Genomic DNA, 18,769 nt, shown 5'->3' with positions numbered 1-18,769 from the left:
CGTGCTTCTATGGAGCAGACAAGCAACGATCAACAGGGGAATGGGTGTTGCCGAGCGGCCCGCATATCATCGTCTTCGCCAATGAAAAGGGCGGGACCGGCAAATCGACCACCGCGGTCCATGTCGCCATCGCGCTTGCGGCGAAGGGCGCGCGTGTGGCGTGCTTCGATCTCGACCATCGCCAGCGTACCGTCGGCCGGTATCTGGACAACCGCGCCGAGACGATCCGGCGCATCGGCACCGCGCTGCCGATGCCGCGTCACGCCACGCATGACGGCGTCAGCGAGGATTTCTTTGCCGAAACCTGGCACGGCCTGCTGAAGGATACCGACTTCCTGATCGTCGACACGCCCGGCCGCGACGATCCGTTCGCGCGGACGGCGGCGACGCTGTCGAACACGCTGGTCACGCCAATGAACGACAGTTTCGTCGATTTCGACCTGATCGGGCAGGTCGATCCGGAAACGTTCCAGGTGACGCGCCCGTCCTTTTATTCCGAGCTGATCTGGGACGCACGCAAGCAGCGGGCGCGGGCGGACGGCACGACGATCGACTGGGTCGTGCTGCGCAACCGGCTCCAGCATATCGAGGCGCGCAACATGCGCCGCGTGCAGGAAGCGCTCGGCCAATTGTCGAAGCGGGTCGGGTTCCGGATCATTCCGGGTCTGGGCGAACGCGTGATCTATCGCGAGATGTTCCCGCAGGGGCTGACGATGATCGATGCGCGTGAGTTCGGGTCGATGGGTCTGGGCCATGTCGCCGCGCGACAGGAACTGCGCGAGATGATGGCGGCGCTGCAACTGCCGGAAGTCATGTCGGGTCAGCCGGTCGTGCCGGGCGTCGCTGCATGAAATTCCTGCTCGCCGCCCTCATCATCTGGGTGGTGTGGAAATATCTGCGACCCTCTGGCAAGCGCCGCATGGCCGCCGAGGAGGTGGAGGCGCGGGCCATATTGGGCGTCGGCCCGCGCGCGAATGCGGAGGCGATCCGGGCGGCGCATCGTCGGTTGCTGGCCGGGGTGCATCCCGATCGCGGCGGATCGACCGAACTGGCGCGCCGCATCAACGCCGCGCGCGACACGCTGGTCGGTCGACCGGCGGGCGATCGGACGATCGACGGCGCGTGAGCCACCGGTTCGATCCCACGATCCTGCGTGAATACGACATTCGCGGCACGGTCGGCGTGACGCTGCACGAAGCGGATGCAGTGGCGGTCGGTCGCAGCTTCGCGACCTGCGTGCGGGCGGCGGGCGGTACGCGCGTGGCGGTGGGGCGCGACGGACGGCTGTCGTCGCCGATGCTGGAGGCAGCGCTGGTCAATGGCCTGGCTGCGGGCGGCGTCGACGTGGTGCGGATCGGCCTCGGGCCGTCGCCGATGCTTTATTATGCCGAAGCGGTGATGGAGGTCGATGCCGGCATCCAGGTGACGGGCAGTCATAATCCCGCCGATCACAATGGTTTCAAGATGGTGCTGGGCCATCGCTCGTTCTGGGCGGACGATATCCGGCATCTCGCCCGGCTGGCCGAGACCGGCGACTGGAGCGAGGGAGACGGCAATGTGACCGAGGCCGACATGCTCGACGCCTATGTCGGCCGACTGTTCGCGGGTTATGGCGGCGGCGCATACCGGATCGGCTGGGATTGCGGCAGCGGCGCCGCCGGGCCGGCGGTCGAACGGCTGACGGCACTGCTGCCGGGTGAACATCATCTGCTCTATACCCAGCCCGACGGCCATTTCCCGCATCACCATCCCGATCCCAGCGAGGAGGCGAATCTTGCCGATCTGCAGGCTTTGGTGGCCGAGAAATCTCTCGATTTCGGGCTCGCTTTTGACGGCGATGGCGACCGTATCGGCGCGGTCGATGGCAAGGGGCGGGTGTTGTGGGGCGACCAGATACTGGGCCTGATCGCCGAGCCGCTGCTGCGTGAACTGCCCGGCGCGACGATTATCGCCGATGTGAAGGCCAGCCAGGCGTTGTTCGACCGGATCACCGATCTGGGCGGCAAGCCCTGCATGTGGAAGACCGGGCACAGCGCGATCAAGACGAAGATGGTGGAGACCGGCGCGCCACTGGCGGGCGAGATGTCCGGGCACATCTTCTTCGGACACGACTATTACGGTTTCGACGATGCGCTGTTCGCGGCGGTGAAGCTGATCCGCGCGATCCATGCCAGCGGACGATCGCTGACGCAGTTGCATGACGCGATGCCGGCGCTGGTATCGACGCCCGACCTGCGCATTCCGGTCGCCGAGGATCGCAAGCTGGCGGTGGTGGCCGAAGTCGATGCGCGCCTGGATGAGCAGGGTATCGCGGCCGATCGCACCGATGGCCTGCGCGTGATGCGGCCGGACGGCTGGTGGCTGTTGCGCGCCTCGAACACGCAGGGCGCGCTAACGGTGCGGGCGGAGGCGGGCGACGAGGCTGGCCTTGCCCGGTTGCTGGCCGAGGTGGACGGGCATCTGGCGGCGAGCGGCGTTACCCGCTGACCCATCGCTAAAAGCCGACGCCCGGCTCGATTTTTGCCGTCCGAGCGCCCACATGGGCGGTCATGCCTCCGCCCCAACCACAGATCGTCCGCGTCATCGACCTGGAAACCACCGGTAACGCACCGCCCGCCCATGCGGTGATCGAGATCGGCTGGCAGGATGTGGCGTTGGGCAAGGACGGCCGCTGGGAACTATATGGCGAGGGTGGCAGCATCCTCGTCAATCCCGGTCGCCAGATTCCACCGATCACGATGGCGATCCATCATATCCGCGACGAGGATGTGGCGGACGCGCGCTGGTGGCATGACGTCGCCCGTCCGGTGCTCGATCCTTGGCCGCGTCGCATCGCGCTGGCTGCACACCGCGCGAGTTTCGAGGAGCAATTCTGCACCGCCTCGCTGACGCGCAGCGCCGATTGGATCTGCACGTGGAAATGCGCGCTGCGCCTGTGGCCCGACAGCCCCAGCTTCTCCAACCAGGTACTGCGATATTGGCGCAAGCCGGAGGGGATGATCCACGAACGCGGCCTGCCGATCCACCGTGCGTTTCCCGACAGCTATGTCACCGCCCACCATCTGCGCGATCAGTTGAACGAGGCGTCCGTCGAGCAGCTGATCCAGTGGTCGAAGGAGCCGGGGTTGCTCCCCCGCGTCCGCTATGGTCCCGATCGTGGCAAAGAATGGCGTGAGATCGAGGAGGAAAGCCTGATCGGTTTCCTCGGCGATCGCGATCCCGACATCCGCCACACCGCCGAAACCGAAATGGCGCGGCGTCGCGGCGGTGGTCACGTCGGCCGGATGACCGCGCAGGAACTGCTGCTTTAGACGCTCCCAGATGTCTGGTCAGGGTTTGCGGAATTTGTAGGCGAACTGGTCGGTCTTGCCCCTCACCGTCGGGTCGAACACGGCCTTGCTGTGATCGTCGGCCGGGTTACGCAGCACCTTGCTCTCGCCGGCGAAGCGGAAGCCGGCGGACTCGACCTGCTGGCGGACGGCGGCTGGATCGATTCGGTGCGTCGTGCCGGTATGCGCCATGCCGGTACCGGGCGCGTCGGCATGGTCGATGACGACATAGGTGCCGCCCTTTTTCAACAGCTTGAACACCGCCGCGTCGAACGCGCGCAGCGCCGGTTCGCCCGCACCGTTGTTGGGGATGTCGTGATAGTTCTGGACCGTCCAGAACAGGTCGACCGGCACCGGCGCGGTCGGCAGGTTGGTTGCCTGAACCTCGGCGGTGACGTTGGTCAGGTTGCGCGCCTTCAGGGCCGGCAGGCTCTTTTCCGCATAGCGGGCGCCCGCCGCCGGCCAGACCGCAAAGACCTTGCCCTTCGGTCCCACGATGCCGGTAAAGATGCGTGTCCAATATCCCGATCCCGGCAGGTAATCGACGACGACGTCGCCGGGCTTCACGCCGGCAAAGGCCAGCACCGCCGCCGCCTGACGCCGGGCGTCGTCGCCCTGCTGGTCGGCGCGTGCCGGATCGGCAAGCGTGCGCACGATCGGCGCGGACGCCTGTTGCGCCATCGCCGGGGCCGTCACCAGTGTCGCCGCCGCGATCCACATCGCCTTCATGCCGCTCTCTCCTGCTCTCGTCGTCGCCTTGCGGGCACAGCCTAACAGGTCGCTCCCGAAAGCAAAGGTCATCGCCCATGCCCTTTGCTTGACGACGCGAACCCAATGGGCGTAGAGGAAATTCAAGAAGCGAGACCTGATATCACATATTGGGAAACCGCCTTCATGGAGTTGTCCGTACCGGGCGCGTTGCTCCGCTTGATGGAGGGGATAATGACCCACACTACTGCCGCCGTCCTGAACGGCGTATCGCGCGCCGCCCTGGGTGCCGCTCTTTTCCTCGCTGCCGGCACCGTTGCCGCGCAAACAGCGCCGGTCGCCTCCACGCCGCAAGGCGCGCCGGTGCCCCCGCCCGTGCAGGCGACCACCGACCAGCCGACACAGCCCGCGCAAGCAGACGACGCCAGCGGTCCGGATATCGTCGTCACCGGCATCCGTGCCAGCCTGGCCAACGCACTCAGCGCCAAGCGCGATTCGGCGCAGGTGCTCGATGCCATTTCGGCCGAGGATATCGGCAAGTTTCCCGACAAGAATGTCGGCGAGGCGTTGCAGCGCGTTACCGGCGTGCAGATCACGCGGGCCGGCGGCGAAGGCTCCGGCGTGTCGATCCGCGGTGCCGATCCCGCGCTGAACCGGGTCGAGATCAACGGCCAGACCGCGCTCAGCACCGCCGCCGGCGTCGCCAGCCGCTCGGTCGAGTTCCGCGACATCCCCGCCGAGTTCGTCTCGCGGCTGGAGGTGGTGAAGTCCGCCACCGCCGACATGACCGAGGGCGGTCTGGGCGGTACGGTGCGCATCATCACCCGCCGGCCGTTCGATTCCAAGGAGGGCTTCCTCTCCGGCTCCGCACAGGCGGTGTACGGCGATCTGGCCGATCGCGTCGATCCGAAGTTCGCGCTGATCGGCAGCAAGCTGTTCGCCAACGACACGATCGGCGTCCTGCTGTCGGGCACCTATGAAAAGCGCAGCCTGTGGTACGATCAGGCACGCACCACCGGCTGGCGCCAGATCGAGCGCTTTCCGACATCGGCGACCAATCCCGCCAGCACCGGCTGCCTCGCCGCGCGCAATCAGGCACGTTGCGTCGATATCGACAGTAACGGGTTCGGCGACTTCTTCCCGGACATCCCCCGCTACGTCGTCAATCGCGAGCTGACCGAGCGCTATGCGTTCAACGGCATCGTCGAATGGCGGCCGAGCGACGATATCCACGCCTTTGTCGAGGGCACCTACACCCGCGGCAAGCAGAAGATCGATTCGCAGTTCCTGCAGCTCAGCACGACGCAGGCAGTCGCCAATGGCGGCGTCGATCTGGCGAACACGACGCTGGGCGAGGATCAGACGGTCGACAAGGTCACCTTCATCGGTGCGGCCGGGGCGCCGGGTGGTCTGAGTGCCACCTATCGCAACATTCTGGGCGTGATCGATCGTCAGCAGTTCAACGGGCAGGTCGGTGCCGACTGGGACGTGACCGACCAGTTCAAGATCACCGGCCGCGCCGCCTATGCCAAGGCGAAGGCGTACAACAACGAGATCAACGCGACGGCGGTGGCGCAGGGCCTGTCTTCTATCACCGTCGATTACAGCAACGACCAGCAGGCGCCGAACATCACGCTGCCGATCGATGTCGCCACGACGCAGGGGCTGACGCAGTTCATCGTGCTGCGCCGGCCGCGGTACAACGAGCAGCAGGAAATCGACCTGAAGCTGGACGGCGAATACAAGCCGGAAAGCTGGCTGACCTCGCTGAAGTTCGGCGTGCAGAAGCGCGACGTGAAGGTCACCAGCCGGTTGTTCGACGGCACGAAGACGTACAACGCCTTCGTCGCAAACACGCCGGGCCGAGGCAACATCACCAGCAACACCTATGCCAGCGGATCGTCGCAGACGGTGGTGGATTCGACCGGCACGACGACGGATATACTGAGCCAGATCCAGAACATCGTCGGTCCCAACGCGACGTTGGGCGACCACGATTTCTTCAACACCGGCGATCTCGGTTTCGACGGGATCAAGCGCTGGCTGAATCTCGGCATGAATGTGGCGAATGCGGCGGGAATACCCGATCCGTTCGTCAATCCAGTGGCGGCGGATACGTGGCGCGTCACCGACAAGAATTTGGCGGCCTATGTCTCCGCCGCGTTCGAGCTGGAACCGCTGGGCAAGCGGCTGACCGGTGTGGTCGGCGCGCGCGTCATCAACACGAAGACGGACACGCGCGGATCGGTCGTGTCGGCGCCTGCTGGAACGCGGCCGGGGTCGGTGACGCCGTTCGCGTCGAAGGGCGAATACACCGAATTCCTGCCCAGCCTGAACCTGAAACTGGAACTGATCCCCAACAAGCTGCAGCTGCGCGGGACCGCCACCGAGGTAATCGCGCGGCCGGCGCCGTCCGATCTGGCGCCGCGCTTCACGCTCGACAATGTCGGCTTCACCGGATCGCGCGGCAATCCTGCGCTGCAGCCGTACCGCGCCCGCCAGTATGATCTGGGCGTGGAATGGTATTTGAGCCGCGTGAATTTCGTCTCGGCGACGCTGTTCCGCAAGGACATCAGCTCGTTCGTCGATCGCACGACGCAGCAAGAGGTGATCGACGGCGTCAACTACACCATCACGCTGCCGGTCAACGGCACGTCGAAGGTGCAGATCAACGGCGCGGAGTTCGGCGGCCAATACGCGTTCGATTTCCTGCCCAAGCCGTTCGACGGTTTCGGCGTGACCGCGAACTACACCTGGTCGGACGACAAGGGGTATAACCAGAAGGATTACTTCACCGGCGACGCGCTGACGTTCCCCGGCCTGTCGAAGCACAGCTACAACCTGTCGGGTTATTACGACAACGGGTCGCTGTCGGCGCGGCTGTCGTACAACTGGCGCTCGCGGTATCTGATCGCGGCGCTGGATCGCGGTAACAATCCGGCGGTGGGCGAGCCGTTCGGCCAGTGGGACGCATCGGCGAGTGCGAACCTGACCGAGAAGGTGTCGCTGTTCCTGGAGGGCGTGAACGTGTTCAATGCCCAGCGTACCGAGAACGCGGCCAGCATCTATCGCCGCAATATCATCGAGACCTATGGCCGGCGCGTCTATGGCGGCGTGCGGGTGAAGTTCTGACCGGATTGTCGGGGCGATTGTCGATGGAGGCGCGATAGGGCAGGCTGGCGGCCATGAAAAAGCTGTTGGTCCTGTACGGTTCCTATCGCGCCGATCGCATGGGCATCCGCCTGGCGGATTACTGCGTTCGCGGGTTTCGCGAGCGCAGTGTCGAGGTGGAACTGATCGATGCGCGGGCGGTCGGGCTGCCGATGCTCGACCGGATGTATAAGGAGCATCCCGCCGGCACGGCGCCGGCGGCGATGGAAGCACTGGCCGGCAAGATCCGCGCGGCGGACGCGTTCCTGTTCGTGGTCGGCGAGTATAACTGGGGCGTGCAGCCGGGGCTGAAGAACTTGACCGACCATTTCCTGGAGGAATGGTTCTGGCGGCCGGCAGCGATCGCCAGCTATTCCGCAGGCCGCTTCGCCGGCGCGCGAGCGGGGGTGGCGTGGCACGGGACGCTGTCGGAAATGGGCATGGTGGTCACGTCGAGCACTTTGGCGGTCGGGCCGATCGGTGCGGCGCTGGATGAGGGTGCGCAGCCGATCGGTGGCGGCGGTGCCTCACTGGTCCGGGCGTTTCCGCGCTTCGCCGATGATCTGACATGGTGGGCGGATGCGGCGGCGGCGCAGCGGGCGGTCGTGGCGCCGCCTTATTGAGGCCGGCCGCTATCGGCGGAAAGTCCCGAAAGTCACACCTGCCATACGCGCGCGATCATGCGCGTGGGCGCGCCCGCGCGTGATTATAGCGGTTCGACGGTTTTAAAGAGCGACTGTCCGACCGGGATAATCGATGATGTCGCTGTAGGACATAGCGGACAGGTGTCCGGCACGTCGAAATGCCGTTCCCCGGCAGAGGCCGGGGAACGGTCGGTGTGGCGTCCCTCAGACGTCCAGATTCGCCACGTTCAGCGCATTGTCCTGAATGAATTCGCGACGAGGCTCGACGACTTCGCCCATCAACTGGGTGAAGATCATGTCGGCCGCCGACACGTCGTTCGACGTCACGCGCAGCATCGTGCGGTTCGAGGGGTCCAGCGTGGTTTCCCACAGCTGTTCGGCGTTCATCTCGCCCAGCCCCTTGTAGCGCTGGATCGCCAGCCCCTTGCGGCCGGCGGTCAGGATCGCGTCGAGCAGCTGCGACGGGCGTGCCACACGGCTTTCGCCACGCACCAGCGCACTGGTGGCCCCGGAAGGCTGACCGACCGCGCCGGCCTCGTCCTGCGGTTCGCCGCTGTCGTCGGCGGCGGCCTCCTCGGCGGCAGCGGCCTGCGCGGTGCTGCGCGAAGGGATCAGCTTGCCGGCATGGGCGAAGCTGGCCGACTGTTCGCTCGCCAGCGTATGCAGCTTGCGCGCTTCGGCCGACGAGATGAAGCTGGCCTCGACGATGTGGTGATCGGTCACGCCGCGCCACAGTCGTTCGAAATGAATGCCACCCTCCTCGGTCAGGCGCGCGGACCATTTCGCCTCGCCGACATGGCCGGTATCGCCCGATTCCAGCCGGCGCGTCACCTCCGTCGCGGTCGCTTCGCGTTGATCGCGGGTCAGGGTCGGGTCCAGCGCGCCGGCCAGTGCCAGCACCTCGATGATCCCGGCGTCGTACCGCCGGGGGACGTAGCGCATGACCGAGCGCATCCGCCGGGCATGGTCGGTCAGATCCTTTAGGTCGGCGCCGGTGCGTGGGCCGTCGACGGTTTCGAAGACCATCATCTGCACGCCCGCCTCGACCAGATAATCGTCGAGCGCGGCATCGTCCTTCAGATACACTTCCGACCGGCCCTTGGTCGCTTTGTATAGCGGCGGCTGGGCGATGAAGAGGTGGCCGCGCTCGATCAGTTCGGGCATCTGGCGATAGAAAAACGTCAGCAGCAGCGTGCGGATGTGTGCGCCATCGACGTCTGCGTCGGTCATGATGACGATCTTGTGATAACGCAGCTTGTCCGCATCGAAGCCGGCGCGATCGACGCCGGTGCCGATGCCCGTGCCCATCGCCTGGATCAGCGTACCGATCTCGCGGCTGGAGATCATCCGGTCGAACCGGGCGCGTTCGGTATTCAGGATCTTGCCTCGCAGGGGGAGGATCGCCTGGAAATGGCGGTCGCGGCCCTGTTTGGCGGAGCCGCCGGCGGAGTCGCCTTCGACCAGGAACAGTTCGGACTTGGCGGGATCGCGCTCCTGACAATCGGCCAGCTTACCGGGTAGCGAGGCGATATCCATCGCGCCCTTACGCCGGGTCAGTTCGCGGGCGCGCTTGGCGGCTTCGCGGGCGGCGGCGGCGTCGATGATCTTGCCGACGATCGATTTGGCGTGCGCCGGATTTTCGTCGAGCCACTCGGCCAGCTTGTCCGCCATCAGGCTTTCGAGCGGCTGGCGAACCTCGGACGAGACCAGCTTGTCCTTGGTCTGCGACGAGAATTTGGGATCGGGCAGCTTGACCGAGACAATCGCGGTCAGCCCCTCGCGCATGTCCTCACCCGTCAGCGAGACCTTTTCCTTCTTCAGCAGGCCCGACTTTTCCGCATAGCTGTTGAGCGTGCGGGTCAGCGCGGCGCGGAACGCGGCCAGATGCGTGCCGCCGTCACGCTGCGGGATGTTGTTGGTGAAAGCGAGGACGTTTTCGTAATAGCTGTCGTTCCATTCCAGCGCGACGTCGATGCCGACCTCGTCCCGCTGGCCGTGGATCGCGATCGGTTCGGGGAACAGCGGCGATTTGGCGCGATCGAGCCACTTCACGAACGCGGCGATGCCGCCTTCGTAATACAGCTCCACCGTGCGCGCCTCTTCATGGCGTGCGTCGGTCAGGAACAGGCGGACGCCCGAATTGAGGAAGGCGAGTTCGCGGTAGCGGTGTTCCAGCTTATCGAAATCGAATTCGATGATCTTGAACGTGGCGGGCGAGGGCAGGAAGGTGACGCGCGTGCCCTTGCGGCCATCGGCCGTACCGGTGATCTTCAGCGGCGCGACCGCGTCGCCGAACGCGAAGCGCATGTAATTTTCTTCGCCATCGCGCCAGATCGTCAGGTCGAGCCACTCGCTGAGCGCGTTGACGACCGATACGCCGACGCCGTGCAGGCCGCCGGACACCTTGTACGCGTTGTCGTCGCTGGTGTTTTCGAACTTACCGCCGGCGTGCAGCTGGGTCATGATGACCTCGGCAGCCGAAACGCCTTCCTCGGCATGGATGCCGGTCGGGATGCCGCGGCCGTTATCGGTGACGCTGACCGATCCGTCGGCGTTCAGGGTGATGTCGATGCGGTCGCAGTGCCCGGCCAATGCCTCGTCGATCGCGTTGTCGCTAACCTCGAACACCATGTGGTGCAGGCCCGATCCGTCGTCGGTATCGCCGATATACATGCCCGGCCGCTTGCGCACGGCGTCGAGCCCTTTCAGCACCTTGATCGAAGAGGCGCCGTAATCGGAAGTGTTGGGAAGGTTGGGAACCGGATCGGGGGAATTCGTCATGTCGGGGGTATAGCGACTGAGCGCCATATCCCCAAATGAAAGCCGCGGTTTTCCGCCCTCAGGTGGTGGCGCAGGTCGGCGACGCGTGCCGCCGGCGCAGCATCGCGCCCGCCAGCGCCATGCCGACGATCATCATCGCCCAGCTTGCCGGTTCCGGCACCGCGCCCAGCAGGCGATAGATGTCGCCGTCCTTCTTGGTCAGCAGGTACAGCTCGCCCAGCGCATCGACGCCCATACGCAAATCGACCCGGTATGTCCCCTCCAGCGCCATCATGCTGGTCGGCAGGCCATCGAGATTGAGCTGCAGTTCACGGAGCAGGGCAAGGCCGCCTTCGCCGCTCGTGTCGCCCGGCGTGAAATAGAAGATGCGGCCGTTGACGATATCGTCGACCAACATCTGGCCGGCGAGTTCGGGGATCAGCGATCCACGATACAGCTGCACCGCGCCGATCGCCGAGCCTTCGCCGTGGTCATATTGTGCGATCGGATCGGTGAAGCGGCCGGTATTGGCATCGTCGGTGACGGTGGAGACGGACTTGTCGGTCGATCGCCCGAAACTGCCTTCGCGCAAAGGCCAGCCATAGTTCGCGCCGGCCGTGCCGATGTTCACCTCCTCCAGCTGCGCTTGGCCGACGTCGCCGATGTACATCCGGCCGGTCAGCACATCCCAGCTGAACTGTTGCGGATTGCGCAGGCCCGATGCCCAGACCTCGCCCAGCGCACCGGCCTCGCCGACATGCGGATTGTCCTTGGGCACCGAATAGGCGAGCGGGCCGGCGCTATCGGGATCGGTGGGGTCGATGCGCAGGATCTTGCCGAACGGGCTGCCGAGGTCCTGTGCGTTGTCATCGGGATCGTTGACGCCGCCGCCATCGCCCAGGCCGATGTACAGCTTGCCATAATCGGTCGACGTGGCATCCACGCTGGTGTTGAACGAGATGGTGCCGGGGCCGTGATCGCCCTGCGGCTGTGCCACGCGCAGCACTTCACGCGTCGCCACGATCTTCGCGGTCGATGCGGCGGGATCGGCGACGGTCCATTCGCGGACGACGTCGTGATGGTTGACGGGGCCGTTGCCGGCATAGGTCGCGGGCGGTGCGCCCGCCGCGGCGGTGGTGTCGATCGTATAGAAGGTGCGATAGCCGGGCTTCGTCGGGTCGACGTTGAAATTCGGGTGGAAGGCGGACGAGACCAGTCCGGTCTGGCTGTTGATCTCGGCGAACCCGACATTCTGCTGGCGGATATCGAAATAGACGCCGGGCGCGGTGCCGGCGGTCGTGGTGACCGAGATCACGCCGTGGGTGTCGTTGACGAACAGGCGGTTCGATCGGTCCTTCACCGCCCGCATCGATTGGACGGCCGCCGTTCCATAGACGGCGGGGGCGGTGACGAAGGGGGACACGTTGACGCCGATGCCGGGCGCGATCGCTTGCATCACGGGATCGAGTACCACGGCGGCCTGCGCGTTCGCGGCCAGTCCACAGGCGAGCGCAACCATGCTCGCCCGCGTGATGCGGTTCATCAAACCCATCGCTGTCATGCTCCCCCGTTAACCGCTCCATCATAGTTTTGTGGGTTGGGAAGGGCAGGCCCCAATCAGGCCGTATCGTACCAAATTGGGTCACTTCGCGGCGCCGCCATCGGGCATCCGGTCACAGTTCGATGCGGGTCGCGTCCAGGCCGATCGCGTCGAACAACGCCGGCTCGGTGCCGGTCATCCAGGTCTGGCCGCGCCCTGCCAGCCGGTCGAACAAGGCGGCGCGGCGCGTGGGGTCGAGATGCGCGGCGACCTCGTCGAGTAACAGCACAGGCGCGCGGCCGGTGCGGTCGGCGACCAATTCGGCATGGGCGAGGACGATGCCCAGCAGCAACGCCTTCTGCTCGCCGGTGGAGGCGAGGGCGGCGGCCTGATCCTTGTCGAGATGAGTGACCGCCAGATCGGCACGGTGCGGGCCGACCAGCGTCCGCCCCGCCGCCGCATCGCGCCGCCTCCCCATCGCCAGCGCGGCGGCGAACGCCTCCGGCTCGATCGCCTCGCCGACCAGCGCCAGCCCGGCGCGGGCGAACGGCCCCGCCGGCACCGCCGCCAGCCGTTCGGCCAGCAGCGTCACCGTATCGGCGCGGGCGGTATCGAGCGCGGTGCCATGCTCCACCATCCGCGCCTCCAGCGCGCTCAGCCAGTCGGGATCGGCATGACGCTCGCCGGTCAGCAGGCGGTTGCGCTCCCGCATCGCCGCCTCGTACCGGGTCGCGTGCATGGCGTGCGAGGGGGCGAGCGCCAGCGTCAGCCGGTCGAGGAACCGCCGCCGCTCGCCCGCCGGCTCGACGAACAACCGGTCGGTCGCGGGGGTGAGCCACAGGACCGTCACCCATTCGGGCAGCGTGTTGGCGGACGCGGTCGCGCCCTGCACGCGGACCAATCGCCGTTCGGGTGCGGAAGCGAGCGCGCCGGTCGCCACTTCAACATCGCCGGCGACCGTCGCCGCCACGCCGAACCCGCCATCGCCCCCCTGCCGCGCCATCGCCGCCAGCGGCGCGCGGCGCAGCCCGCGACCGGGGGCGAGCAGGGATACGGCCTCCAGCACGTTGGTCTTGCCGGCGCCGTTCTCGCCCGTCAGCACGACGAAGCCGGGGCCGGGCGACAGCGCCAGTGCGGCATGATTGCGAAAATCGGTGAGGATCAGGCGGGAGGGCATTTCAGGTGGCGACGGGAGGAAGCGACACCAGCAGAAACGTATCGCGATAGATCACCGGGAATGGGCTCGCTTGCGCATTTCGGCCACGCCCCGAGTCTTCTCCAGAACGTCCCGACGCTGGCGAATGACGTCACCGGCGACCGGAGCGGCGGCCGTCAGTCGGCCATCCGCGTCGGGAATATTATAGGCATCCACGATCGCGGCTCCTCCTGTTTGAGCATCTGGGGCCGCGTCGGGGATGGCCGCAATCAGACCCGCATCGGCATCAACACATAGAGCGCCGGGCTCTTGTCGTTCTCGCGGATCAGGGTGGGGGCGGCGGCGTCGGCCAGGTGTACCTCGACGACGTCGCTGTCGATCTGGCCGAGAATGTCGAGCAGATAGCGGCTGTTGAAGCCGATCTCGAACGGCGTCGCGACATATTCGCCGGACACTTCCTCGGCGGCGGTGCCGTTTTCGGGGCTGGTGACCGACAGCGTGATCTTGTCGCGGTCGAGCGCCATCTTCACCGCACGGGTCTTCTCCGTGGCGATGGTCGAGACACGGTCGACGCCCTCCATGAAGCTCTTGGGATCGATCTTCAGGATCTTGTCATTGCCGGTGGGGATGACGCGCGAATAATCGGGGAAGGTGCCGTCGATCAGCTTCGACGTCAGCAGAGCGCGACCGAGATCGAAGCGGATCTTGGTGCCCGACAGCGATACGCCGACCGATCCATCGACCTCGTCGAGCAGCTTGCGCAGCTCGGCGACGCATTTGCGCGGCACGATCACGTCAGGCATGTTTTCCGCGCCATCAGGGCGGGGCAAGGTGATGCGCGCCAGGCGATGACCATCGGTCGCCGCCGCCTTCAGCACCGGCTGCGCGCTGTCGCCGTCGGCGACGTGCAGGAAGATGCCGTTCAGATAATAGCGCGTTTCTTCGGTCGAGATCGCGAAACGCGTCTTGTCGATGATCTGCTTCAGCGTTTCGGCGGGCAGTTCGAACTGGGTCGGCAGCTCACCCTCGGCGATCACCGGGAAATCGTCGCGCGGCAGTGTGCCGAGCGAGAAGCGGGCGCGGCCGGCGACGATTGCCATCCGGCCCTCGGCGGCCGACAGCTGGACCTGCGACCCCTCGGGCAGCTTGCGGGCGATGTCGAACAGCGTGTGGGCGGACACGGTGGTGGAGCCGGGCTGATCGACCGCGGCTGGCACCGATTCGTTGATCTGAAGATCGAGGTCGGTCGCCATCATCTTCAGCGTGCCCTCGGCGGTCGCCTCGAGCAGCACGTTCGACAGGATGGGGATGGTGTTGCGCCGCTCCACCACGGACTGGACATGGCTCAGCCCCTTGAGGAGCGTTGCGCGTTCGATCGTCGCCTTCATGCGGTATCCCCTTCGGCCCCAACGAATCCCGGGGCCGGAAAATTGGCGGCCAGTCCTACTGAAAAAAGGGGGCAGGGCAAGCGTTCCGGCGGGATCGTTTCGGAACGAGGACACGACCGCACATGGAATTGCCGTTGCGTCTGCTCGCCGGGCGGTGAAAAGCGCGCGGATGCGGCAGGTGGCACGGATCGGAGCGATGATGCTGGGTCTGGCCGCGTGGCCGACCAGCGCGGCGCCAATTGGGGCACAGCGCGACCCGACTAGCCAGACGGTCGGCGTCTATCGCGGCTGGGCGGCGTTCCGCGATGCCCGGCGCTGCTATGCGATCGCCCGCCCCGTGGTGGCCGCGGGCGGATGGCGCACGCCGGCGGCGGCCAGCATCGCGACGTGGCCGGCGCGCGGCCTGCGATCGTCGCTGCACATCCGCCTCAGCCGCCTTGCCGCCCCAGGCGCGGTCATCACGCTGACCGCCGGCGAGCGCCGGTTCCAGTTGATCGGGCGCGGGCATGACGCCTGGGCGACCGATTCGGCCAGCGACCGTGCGCTGGTCGCGGCGCTACGGTTGGAACGCAGCATGAGCGTGGAGTGGGTGGGGGTCGGCGGGCGGCCGTTCGCCGATACCTATGCGCTGGCTGGCGCCGCCACCGCGATCGACGCGGCGGCGCTGGCGTGCCTGGGGCTTGGCGGGCGGTAGGAGTGGAAAAAGCCACGTTTTTGCAGTAAGGCCCCGGCCATGCAGACAGCCGCGAACCTGATGCCCATCCCCGGGCATGTCGATCCCGTACCCGTGCCGCGCGCGCCCAGTCTTCGGGCGGATGGGCGGATCGACCTGATCGGGTTGACCAAGGAGCAGTTGCGCCAGACCTTGCTGGATGCCGGCATGGAGCTGAAACAGGCCAAGCTGCGCGGCAAGCAGATATTCCACTGGCTGTACAATCGCGGCGCGACCGAGTTCGCGCAGATGACCGATATCGCCAAGGCGCAGCATCCGTGGCTGACCGAGCGGTTCGTGGTCGGCCGCCCGGAAGTGGTCGAGGCGCAGGTATCGACCGACGGCACGCGCAAATGGCTGCTGCGGTCGCCCGACGGGCAGGATTACGAGGCGGTGTTCATCCCCGATGCCGATCGCGGTACGCTGTGCGTGTCGAGCCAGGTCGGCTGCACGCTCAACTGCACCTTTTGCCACACCGGCACGATGCGGCTGGTGCGCAACCTGACCGCGGGCGAGATCGTGGGGCAGGTGATGCTGGCCCGCGATGCGCTGGGCGAATGGCCGTCGCAGCCCGAGGGCCGGATGCTGACCAACATCGTGATGATGGGCATGGGTGAGCCGCTGTATAATTTCGACGCGGTGCGCGATGCGCTGAAGCTGGTGATGGACGGCGACGGTCTCGCTTTGTCGAAGCGGCGGATCACGCTGTCGACGTCGGGCGTCGTGCCGATGATGGCGCGTGCGGGCGCGGAGATCGGCGTGAACCTCGCGGTGTCGCTGCACGCGGTGACCAAGGAAGTGCGCGACGAGATCGTGCCGCTCAATCGTAAATACGGCATCGAGGAATTGTTGCAGGCGTGCGCCGATTATCCCGGCGCCAACAACGCGCGGAGGATCACGTTCGAATATGTGATGCTGAAGGACAAGAACGATTCGGACGCCGACGCGCACGAACTCGTCCGGCTGCTGCGCCATTACGATCTGCCCGCCAAGGTGAACCTGATCCCGTTCAACCCGTGGCCGGGCGCGAATTACGAATGTTCGACACCGGACCGCATCCGCTCGTTCTCCGACATCGTGTTCGAGGGCGGCATCTCGGCCCCTGTCCGCACCCCGCGCGGGCGCGATATCGATGCGGCGTGCGGCCAGTTGAAGACCGCGGCCGAGAAGAAGAGCCGCGCCGACCTAGATCGCGAGGCGGCCGCGCTCGTTGCTTGATATGGGGCTTGATCCCGCATCGCTATCACTGGCGGCGGGGGCGGGGGTAGTCGGCGGCGCGATGAACGCGCTGGCGGGTGGCGGCACGTTCGCGACGATGCCCGCGCTGCTGGCGTTGGGAACGCCCGCCAACATCGCCAACGCCACGTCCAACCTGGCGCTGATGCCCGGGGCGGCGGCGAGCGCGTGGAGTTTCCGTGATGAACTGGCGCCCGTCGGCGACGTGCCGGTCCGGCGACTGGCGGCGATCACCTTTGCCGCCGCGCTGGTCGGCAGCGCGCTGCTGGCATGGACGCCGGGGGCGGCGTTCGACGTGATCGTGCCGTGGCTGTTGCTGGTCGCGACGCTGGCGATCGTGTTCGGGCCGCGACTGGCCGACTGGTTGCGGCATCGGGTGACGATCGGGCCGCGCGTGCTGGTCGCGGCGCAGGCGGTGTTGGGCGTCTATGGCGGCTATTTCGGCGGCGGCATCGGTATGATGATGACCGCGACCTATGGTCTCCTCGCCGGGGCCAGCCCGCGATCGATGTTCGCGCCGCGCACGCTGATGCTGGCCACCGCCAACTTCTCCGCCGCGATCGTCTTCGTCCTGGCGGGGCTGGTGCGGTGGGAGGCGTGCGTGCCGATGCTGGCGGGCGGGATCGTCGGCGGCTGGCTGGGCGCGATCGTGGGCAAGCGGTTGCCGCCCTGGGCGGTGCGCGGCTGGACGATCCTGGTCACCGCGCTGACGACGACGGTGTTCTTCTACCGCGCCTATGGCTGAAATGCGCTCGGACATTCGGTCTGACGATTGCCTCCCGGCCCCGCCTCTCCTACCTTGATGATAACCGGCGGATTCACCGCCGACAGGCTCCCCTCGATGGGAGCGGGAGAGCGATGACGTGCGGCACCTGAAGCGCACCCTGATTTGGCGGGCGGCATGACCACCCCGGTCCGGCCCCACGCCACCATCCGACCGGAACTGCTGCCGGCGCGATCGGCACAGCGATCGCTTTATGCGCTGGGCATAATCGCGCTGCTGCTGATCGGCACGGTCGCGTTCTGGCACTGGTCGCCGGTCGAACCCGTGGCATCCGCCGGGACGGGCGTCGTCGTGGTGGCGGGCGACACGCCGGCCGCGACCGATCCGTCCGCCGGGGTCGGCATCGAATTGCGCGCGGTATTCGTCGGTGGGACGCCCGCTGCGTCGTCGGCGACGATCGGCCGCGACGGGCAGCAGCCCGCGACATTCCGGATCGGCGATACGGTCGCGCCCGGCATCACGCTGGCAGCGGTCGAGAGCGATCATGTTGTATTGATCGAGAACGGCGTGCGGTCCGACCTCTATCTGCTCGGCGGTGTCGGGGCGGGGCCAGCGCCTGCCCGGCAAGGGCTCGATCCGGCGCCGGTACGGCCGTCGGGCGAGTTGAGCGCGGAGGAGATCGTCGCCCGGACCAATGCGGGCGGGGCCGAACCGGTGCGCAAGACGCCGGAGGAGGAAGCGGCTGGTCGCTGACCACGCCGCTTCCCGATAGGTTCAGGCGAAGACCACGCGTGTCCGGCGACGGCGCATCGTGATGCCGACCAGCGCGAAGCCAGCGATCATCATCGCCCAACTAGCCGGTTCCGGCACCGCCGCGACATAGTTCAGCGCGCCGTTGAAGGCGCGGGGCGACGACGCATCGCCGAACGCATAAGTCACGCCGTACCCGACGCCGATCGCCAGCCGCTCGTCGGCGGCCAGCACATCGCCGACCGATCCGGCGCTGTTCGTATAGGCGATCGAGAACGCGCCCTGCGTATCGGTGACGTAGAAGCCGTACAGGCTGTCCGCCGCCAGATCGAGATCGGCGATGTCGAGCAGCGTGACCGCACCCAAGCCGGCGGTGGTCAGCGCGTTGAAATTGCCGAGCAGGGTCCATGCGTCGGGCGTGTTGACCGCGGTGCCGATGCCGCCCGCGCGGTAATAGACCGCATAATCGAAGGTGCCGGCCTCTGCATTGATGCCGATGCTTTGCAGCGATACGCCGCCGGTCAGCACCGACACGTCGAACATCACGCCGTCATTGCCGTTGTCGGCATCGAACGCCGTCGTCAGCGTCGCCGCCGTGGCCGGCGCGCTCAATGCCATCGCCGCCGCGCCGAGCGCAACGAGTCCCGAAATCCGCTTCATCATGCTCTCCCT

General features: G+C 66.6%; 15 protein-coding genes and 2 pseudogenes. 10 read left to right on the top strand and 7 right to left on the bottom strand.

Annotation, left to right across the window (positions count from 1 at the left end; all coding sequences use genetic code 11):
• The first annotated feature begins 47 nt into the window (after nt 1-47).
• The 4 genes from ASG67_RS10500 (at nt 48) to ASG67_RS10485 (ending at nt 3,311) form a co-directional block, all read left to right on the top strand.
• On the top strand, nt 48-851 hold the full coding sequence (locus ASG67_RS10500; protein WP_056530496.1) for a division plane positioning ATPase MipZ: 804 nt from the start codon (nt 48-50) through the stop codon (nt 849-851).
• Nucleotides 848-1,126, top strand: a complete 279-nt coding sequence (locus ASG67_RS10495; protein ID WP_056529558.1) for a molecular chaperone DnaJ — start codon at nt 848-850, stop codon at nt 1,124-1,126. The genes ASG67_RS10500 and ASG67_RS10495 overlap by 4 nt, the downstream gene beginning before the upstream one ends.
• Entirely contained in the window at nt 1,123-2,487 is a 1,365-nt protein-coding gene (gene pgmG / locus ASG67_RS10490) for a phosphoglucomutase/phosphomannomutase PgmG (protein ID WP_056529555.1), read from the top strand. The genes ASG67_RS10495 and pgmG overlap by 4 nt, the downstream gene beginning before the upstream one ends.
• Nucleotides 2,488-2,549: 62 nt before the next feature.
• Nucleotides 2,550-3,311 carry an exonuclease domain-containing protein gene (locus ASG67_RS10485; RefSeq protein WP_056529553.1) on the top strand — a complete coding sequence of 254 codons (762 nt, stop codon included), beginning with the start codon at nt 2,550-2,552 and terminating at the stop codon, nt 3,309-3,311.
• 18 nt (nt 3,312-3,329) lie between these two features.
• Here the strand turns inward: ASG67_RS10485 and ASG67_RS10480 are convergent, their stop codons facing one another.
• Nucleotides 3,330-4,130, bottom strand: a complete 801-nt coding sequence (locus ASG67_RS10480) for a class I SAM-dependent methyltransferase (RefSeq protein ID WP_156460763.1) — start codon at nt 4,128-4,130, stop codon at nt 3,330-3,332.
• Between the two features lie 141 nt (nt 4,131-4,271).
• Here ASG67_RS10480 and ASG67_RS10475 point away from each other — a divergent pair, with 141 nt between their 5' ends.
• Together ASG67_RS10475 and ASG67_RS10470 are read left to right on the top strand one after the other, a co-directional pair.
• Nucleotides 4,272-7,169 (top strand): TonB-dependent receptor, encoded by a 2,898-nt coding sequence (locus tag ASG67_RS10475; RefSeq protein ID WP_056529547.1) that lies wholly within the window; start codon nt 4,272-4,274, stop codon nt 7,167-7,169.
• Nucleotides 7,170-7,222: 53 nt separating this feature from the next.
• Nucleotides 7,223-7,810, top strand: a complete 588-nt coding sequence (locus tag ASG67_RS10470) for an NADPH-dependent FMN reductase (RefSeq protein WP_056529546.1) — start codon at nt 7,223-7,225, stop codon at nt 7,808-7,810.
• Nucleotides 7,811-8,035: 225 nt separating this feature from the next.
• Here ASG67_RS10470 and gyrB read toward each other — a convergent pair whose 3' ends face one another.
• The 5 genes and pseudogenes from gyrB to dnaN form a co-directional block, all read right to left on the bottom strand.
• On the bottom strand, nt 8,036-10,612 hold the full coding sequence (gene gyrB, locus ASG67_RS10465) for a DNA topoisomerase (ATP-hydrolyzing) subunit B (RefSeq protein WP_056530493.1): 2,577 nt from the start codon (nt 10,610-10,612) through the stop codon (nt 8,036-8,038).
• A 58-nt stretch (nt 10,613-10,670) separates the two neighbouring features.
• Nucleotides 10,671-10,814: pseudogene (locus ASG67_RS19830) on the bottom strand (PEPxxWA-CTERM sorting domain-containing protein); the annotation flags it as partial.
• Between the two features lie 162 nt (nt 10,815-10,976).
• Nucleotides 10,977-11,960: pseudogene (locus ASG67_RS19500) on the bottom strand (PQQ-dependent sugar dehydrogenase); the annotation flags it as partial.
• 304 nt (nt 11,961-12,264) lie between these two features.
• Nucleotides 12,265-13,308, bottom strand: a complete 1,044-nt coding sequence (gene recF / locus ASG67_RS10455) for a DNA replication/repair protein RecF (RefSeq protein WP_056529540.1) — start codon at nt 13,306-13,308, stop codon at nt 12,265-12,267.
• 248 nt (nt 13,309-13,556) lie between these two features.
• Nucleotides 13,557-14,675 carry a DNA polymerase III subunit beta gene (gene dnaN, locus ASG67_RS10445; RefSeq protein ID WP_056529535.1) on the bottom strand — a complete coding sequence of 373 codons (1,119 nt, stop codon included), beginning with the start codon at nt 14,673-14,675 and terminating at the stop codon, nt 13,557-13,559.
• Between the two features lie 178 nt (nt 14,676-14,853).
• On the opposite strand from dnaN, the gene ASG67_RS10440 reads away from it, so the two are divergent.
• The 4 genes from ASG67_RS10440 to ASG67_RS10425 all read left to right on the top strand — a co-directional run bounded on the left by ASG67_RS10440 (nt 14,854) and on the right by ASG67_RS10425 (nt 18,100).
• Entirely contained in the window at nt 14,854-15,369 is a 516-nt protein-coding gene (locus tag ASG67_RS10440) for a hypothetical protein (protein ID WP_235535162.1), read from the top strand.
• A 39-nt stretch (nt 15,370-15,408) separates the two neighbouring features.
• Entirely contained in the window at nt 15,409-16,605 is a 1,197-nt protein-coding gene (gene rlmN, locus ASG67_RS10435) for a 23S rRNA (adenine(2503)-C(2))-methyltransferase RlmN (protein WP_056529530.1), read from the top strand.
• A 1-nt stretch (nt 16,606) separates the two neighbouring features.
• Complete coding sequence (locus tag ASG67_RS10430; RefSeq protein ID WP_056529527.1) at nt 16,607-17,368, top strand: sulfite exporter TauE/SafE family protein; 762 nt, start codon at nt 16,607-16,609, stop codon at nt 17,366-17,368.
• 156 nt (nt 17,369-17,524) lie between these two features.
• On the top strand, nt 17,525-18,100 hold the full coding sequence (locus ASG67_RS10425) for a type II secretion system protein N (protein WP_156460761.1): 576 nt from the start codon (nt 17,525-17,527) through the stop codon (nt 18,098-18,100).
• 21 nt (nt 18,101-18,121) lie between these two features.
• Here the strand turns inward: ASG67_RS10425 and ASG67_RS10420 are convergent, their stop codons facing one another.
• A complete protein-coding gene (locus tag ASG67_RS10420) occupies nt 18,122-18,757 on the bottom strand; it encodes a PEPxxWA-CTERM sorting domain-containing protein (protein ID WP_235535161.1) in 636 nt (211 codons plus the stop codon).
• Between the last annotated feature and the right edge of the window lie 12 nt (nt 18,758-18,769).

Source organism: Sphingomonas sp. Leaf339, assembly GCF_001426195.1.
In the GTDB taxonomy this organism is placed as follows: Bacteria; Pseudomonadota; Alphaproteobacteria; order Sphingomonadales; family Sphingomonadaceae; genus Sphingomonas.
Note: the sequence above shows the minus strand (reverse complement) of the source record. Positions and strands in the feature narration are given on the sequence as shown.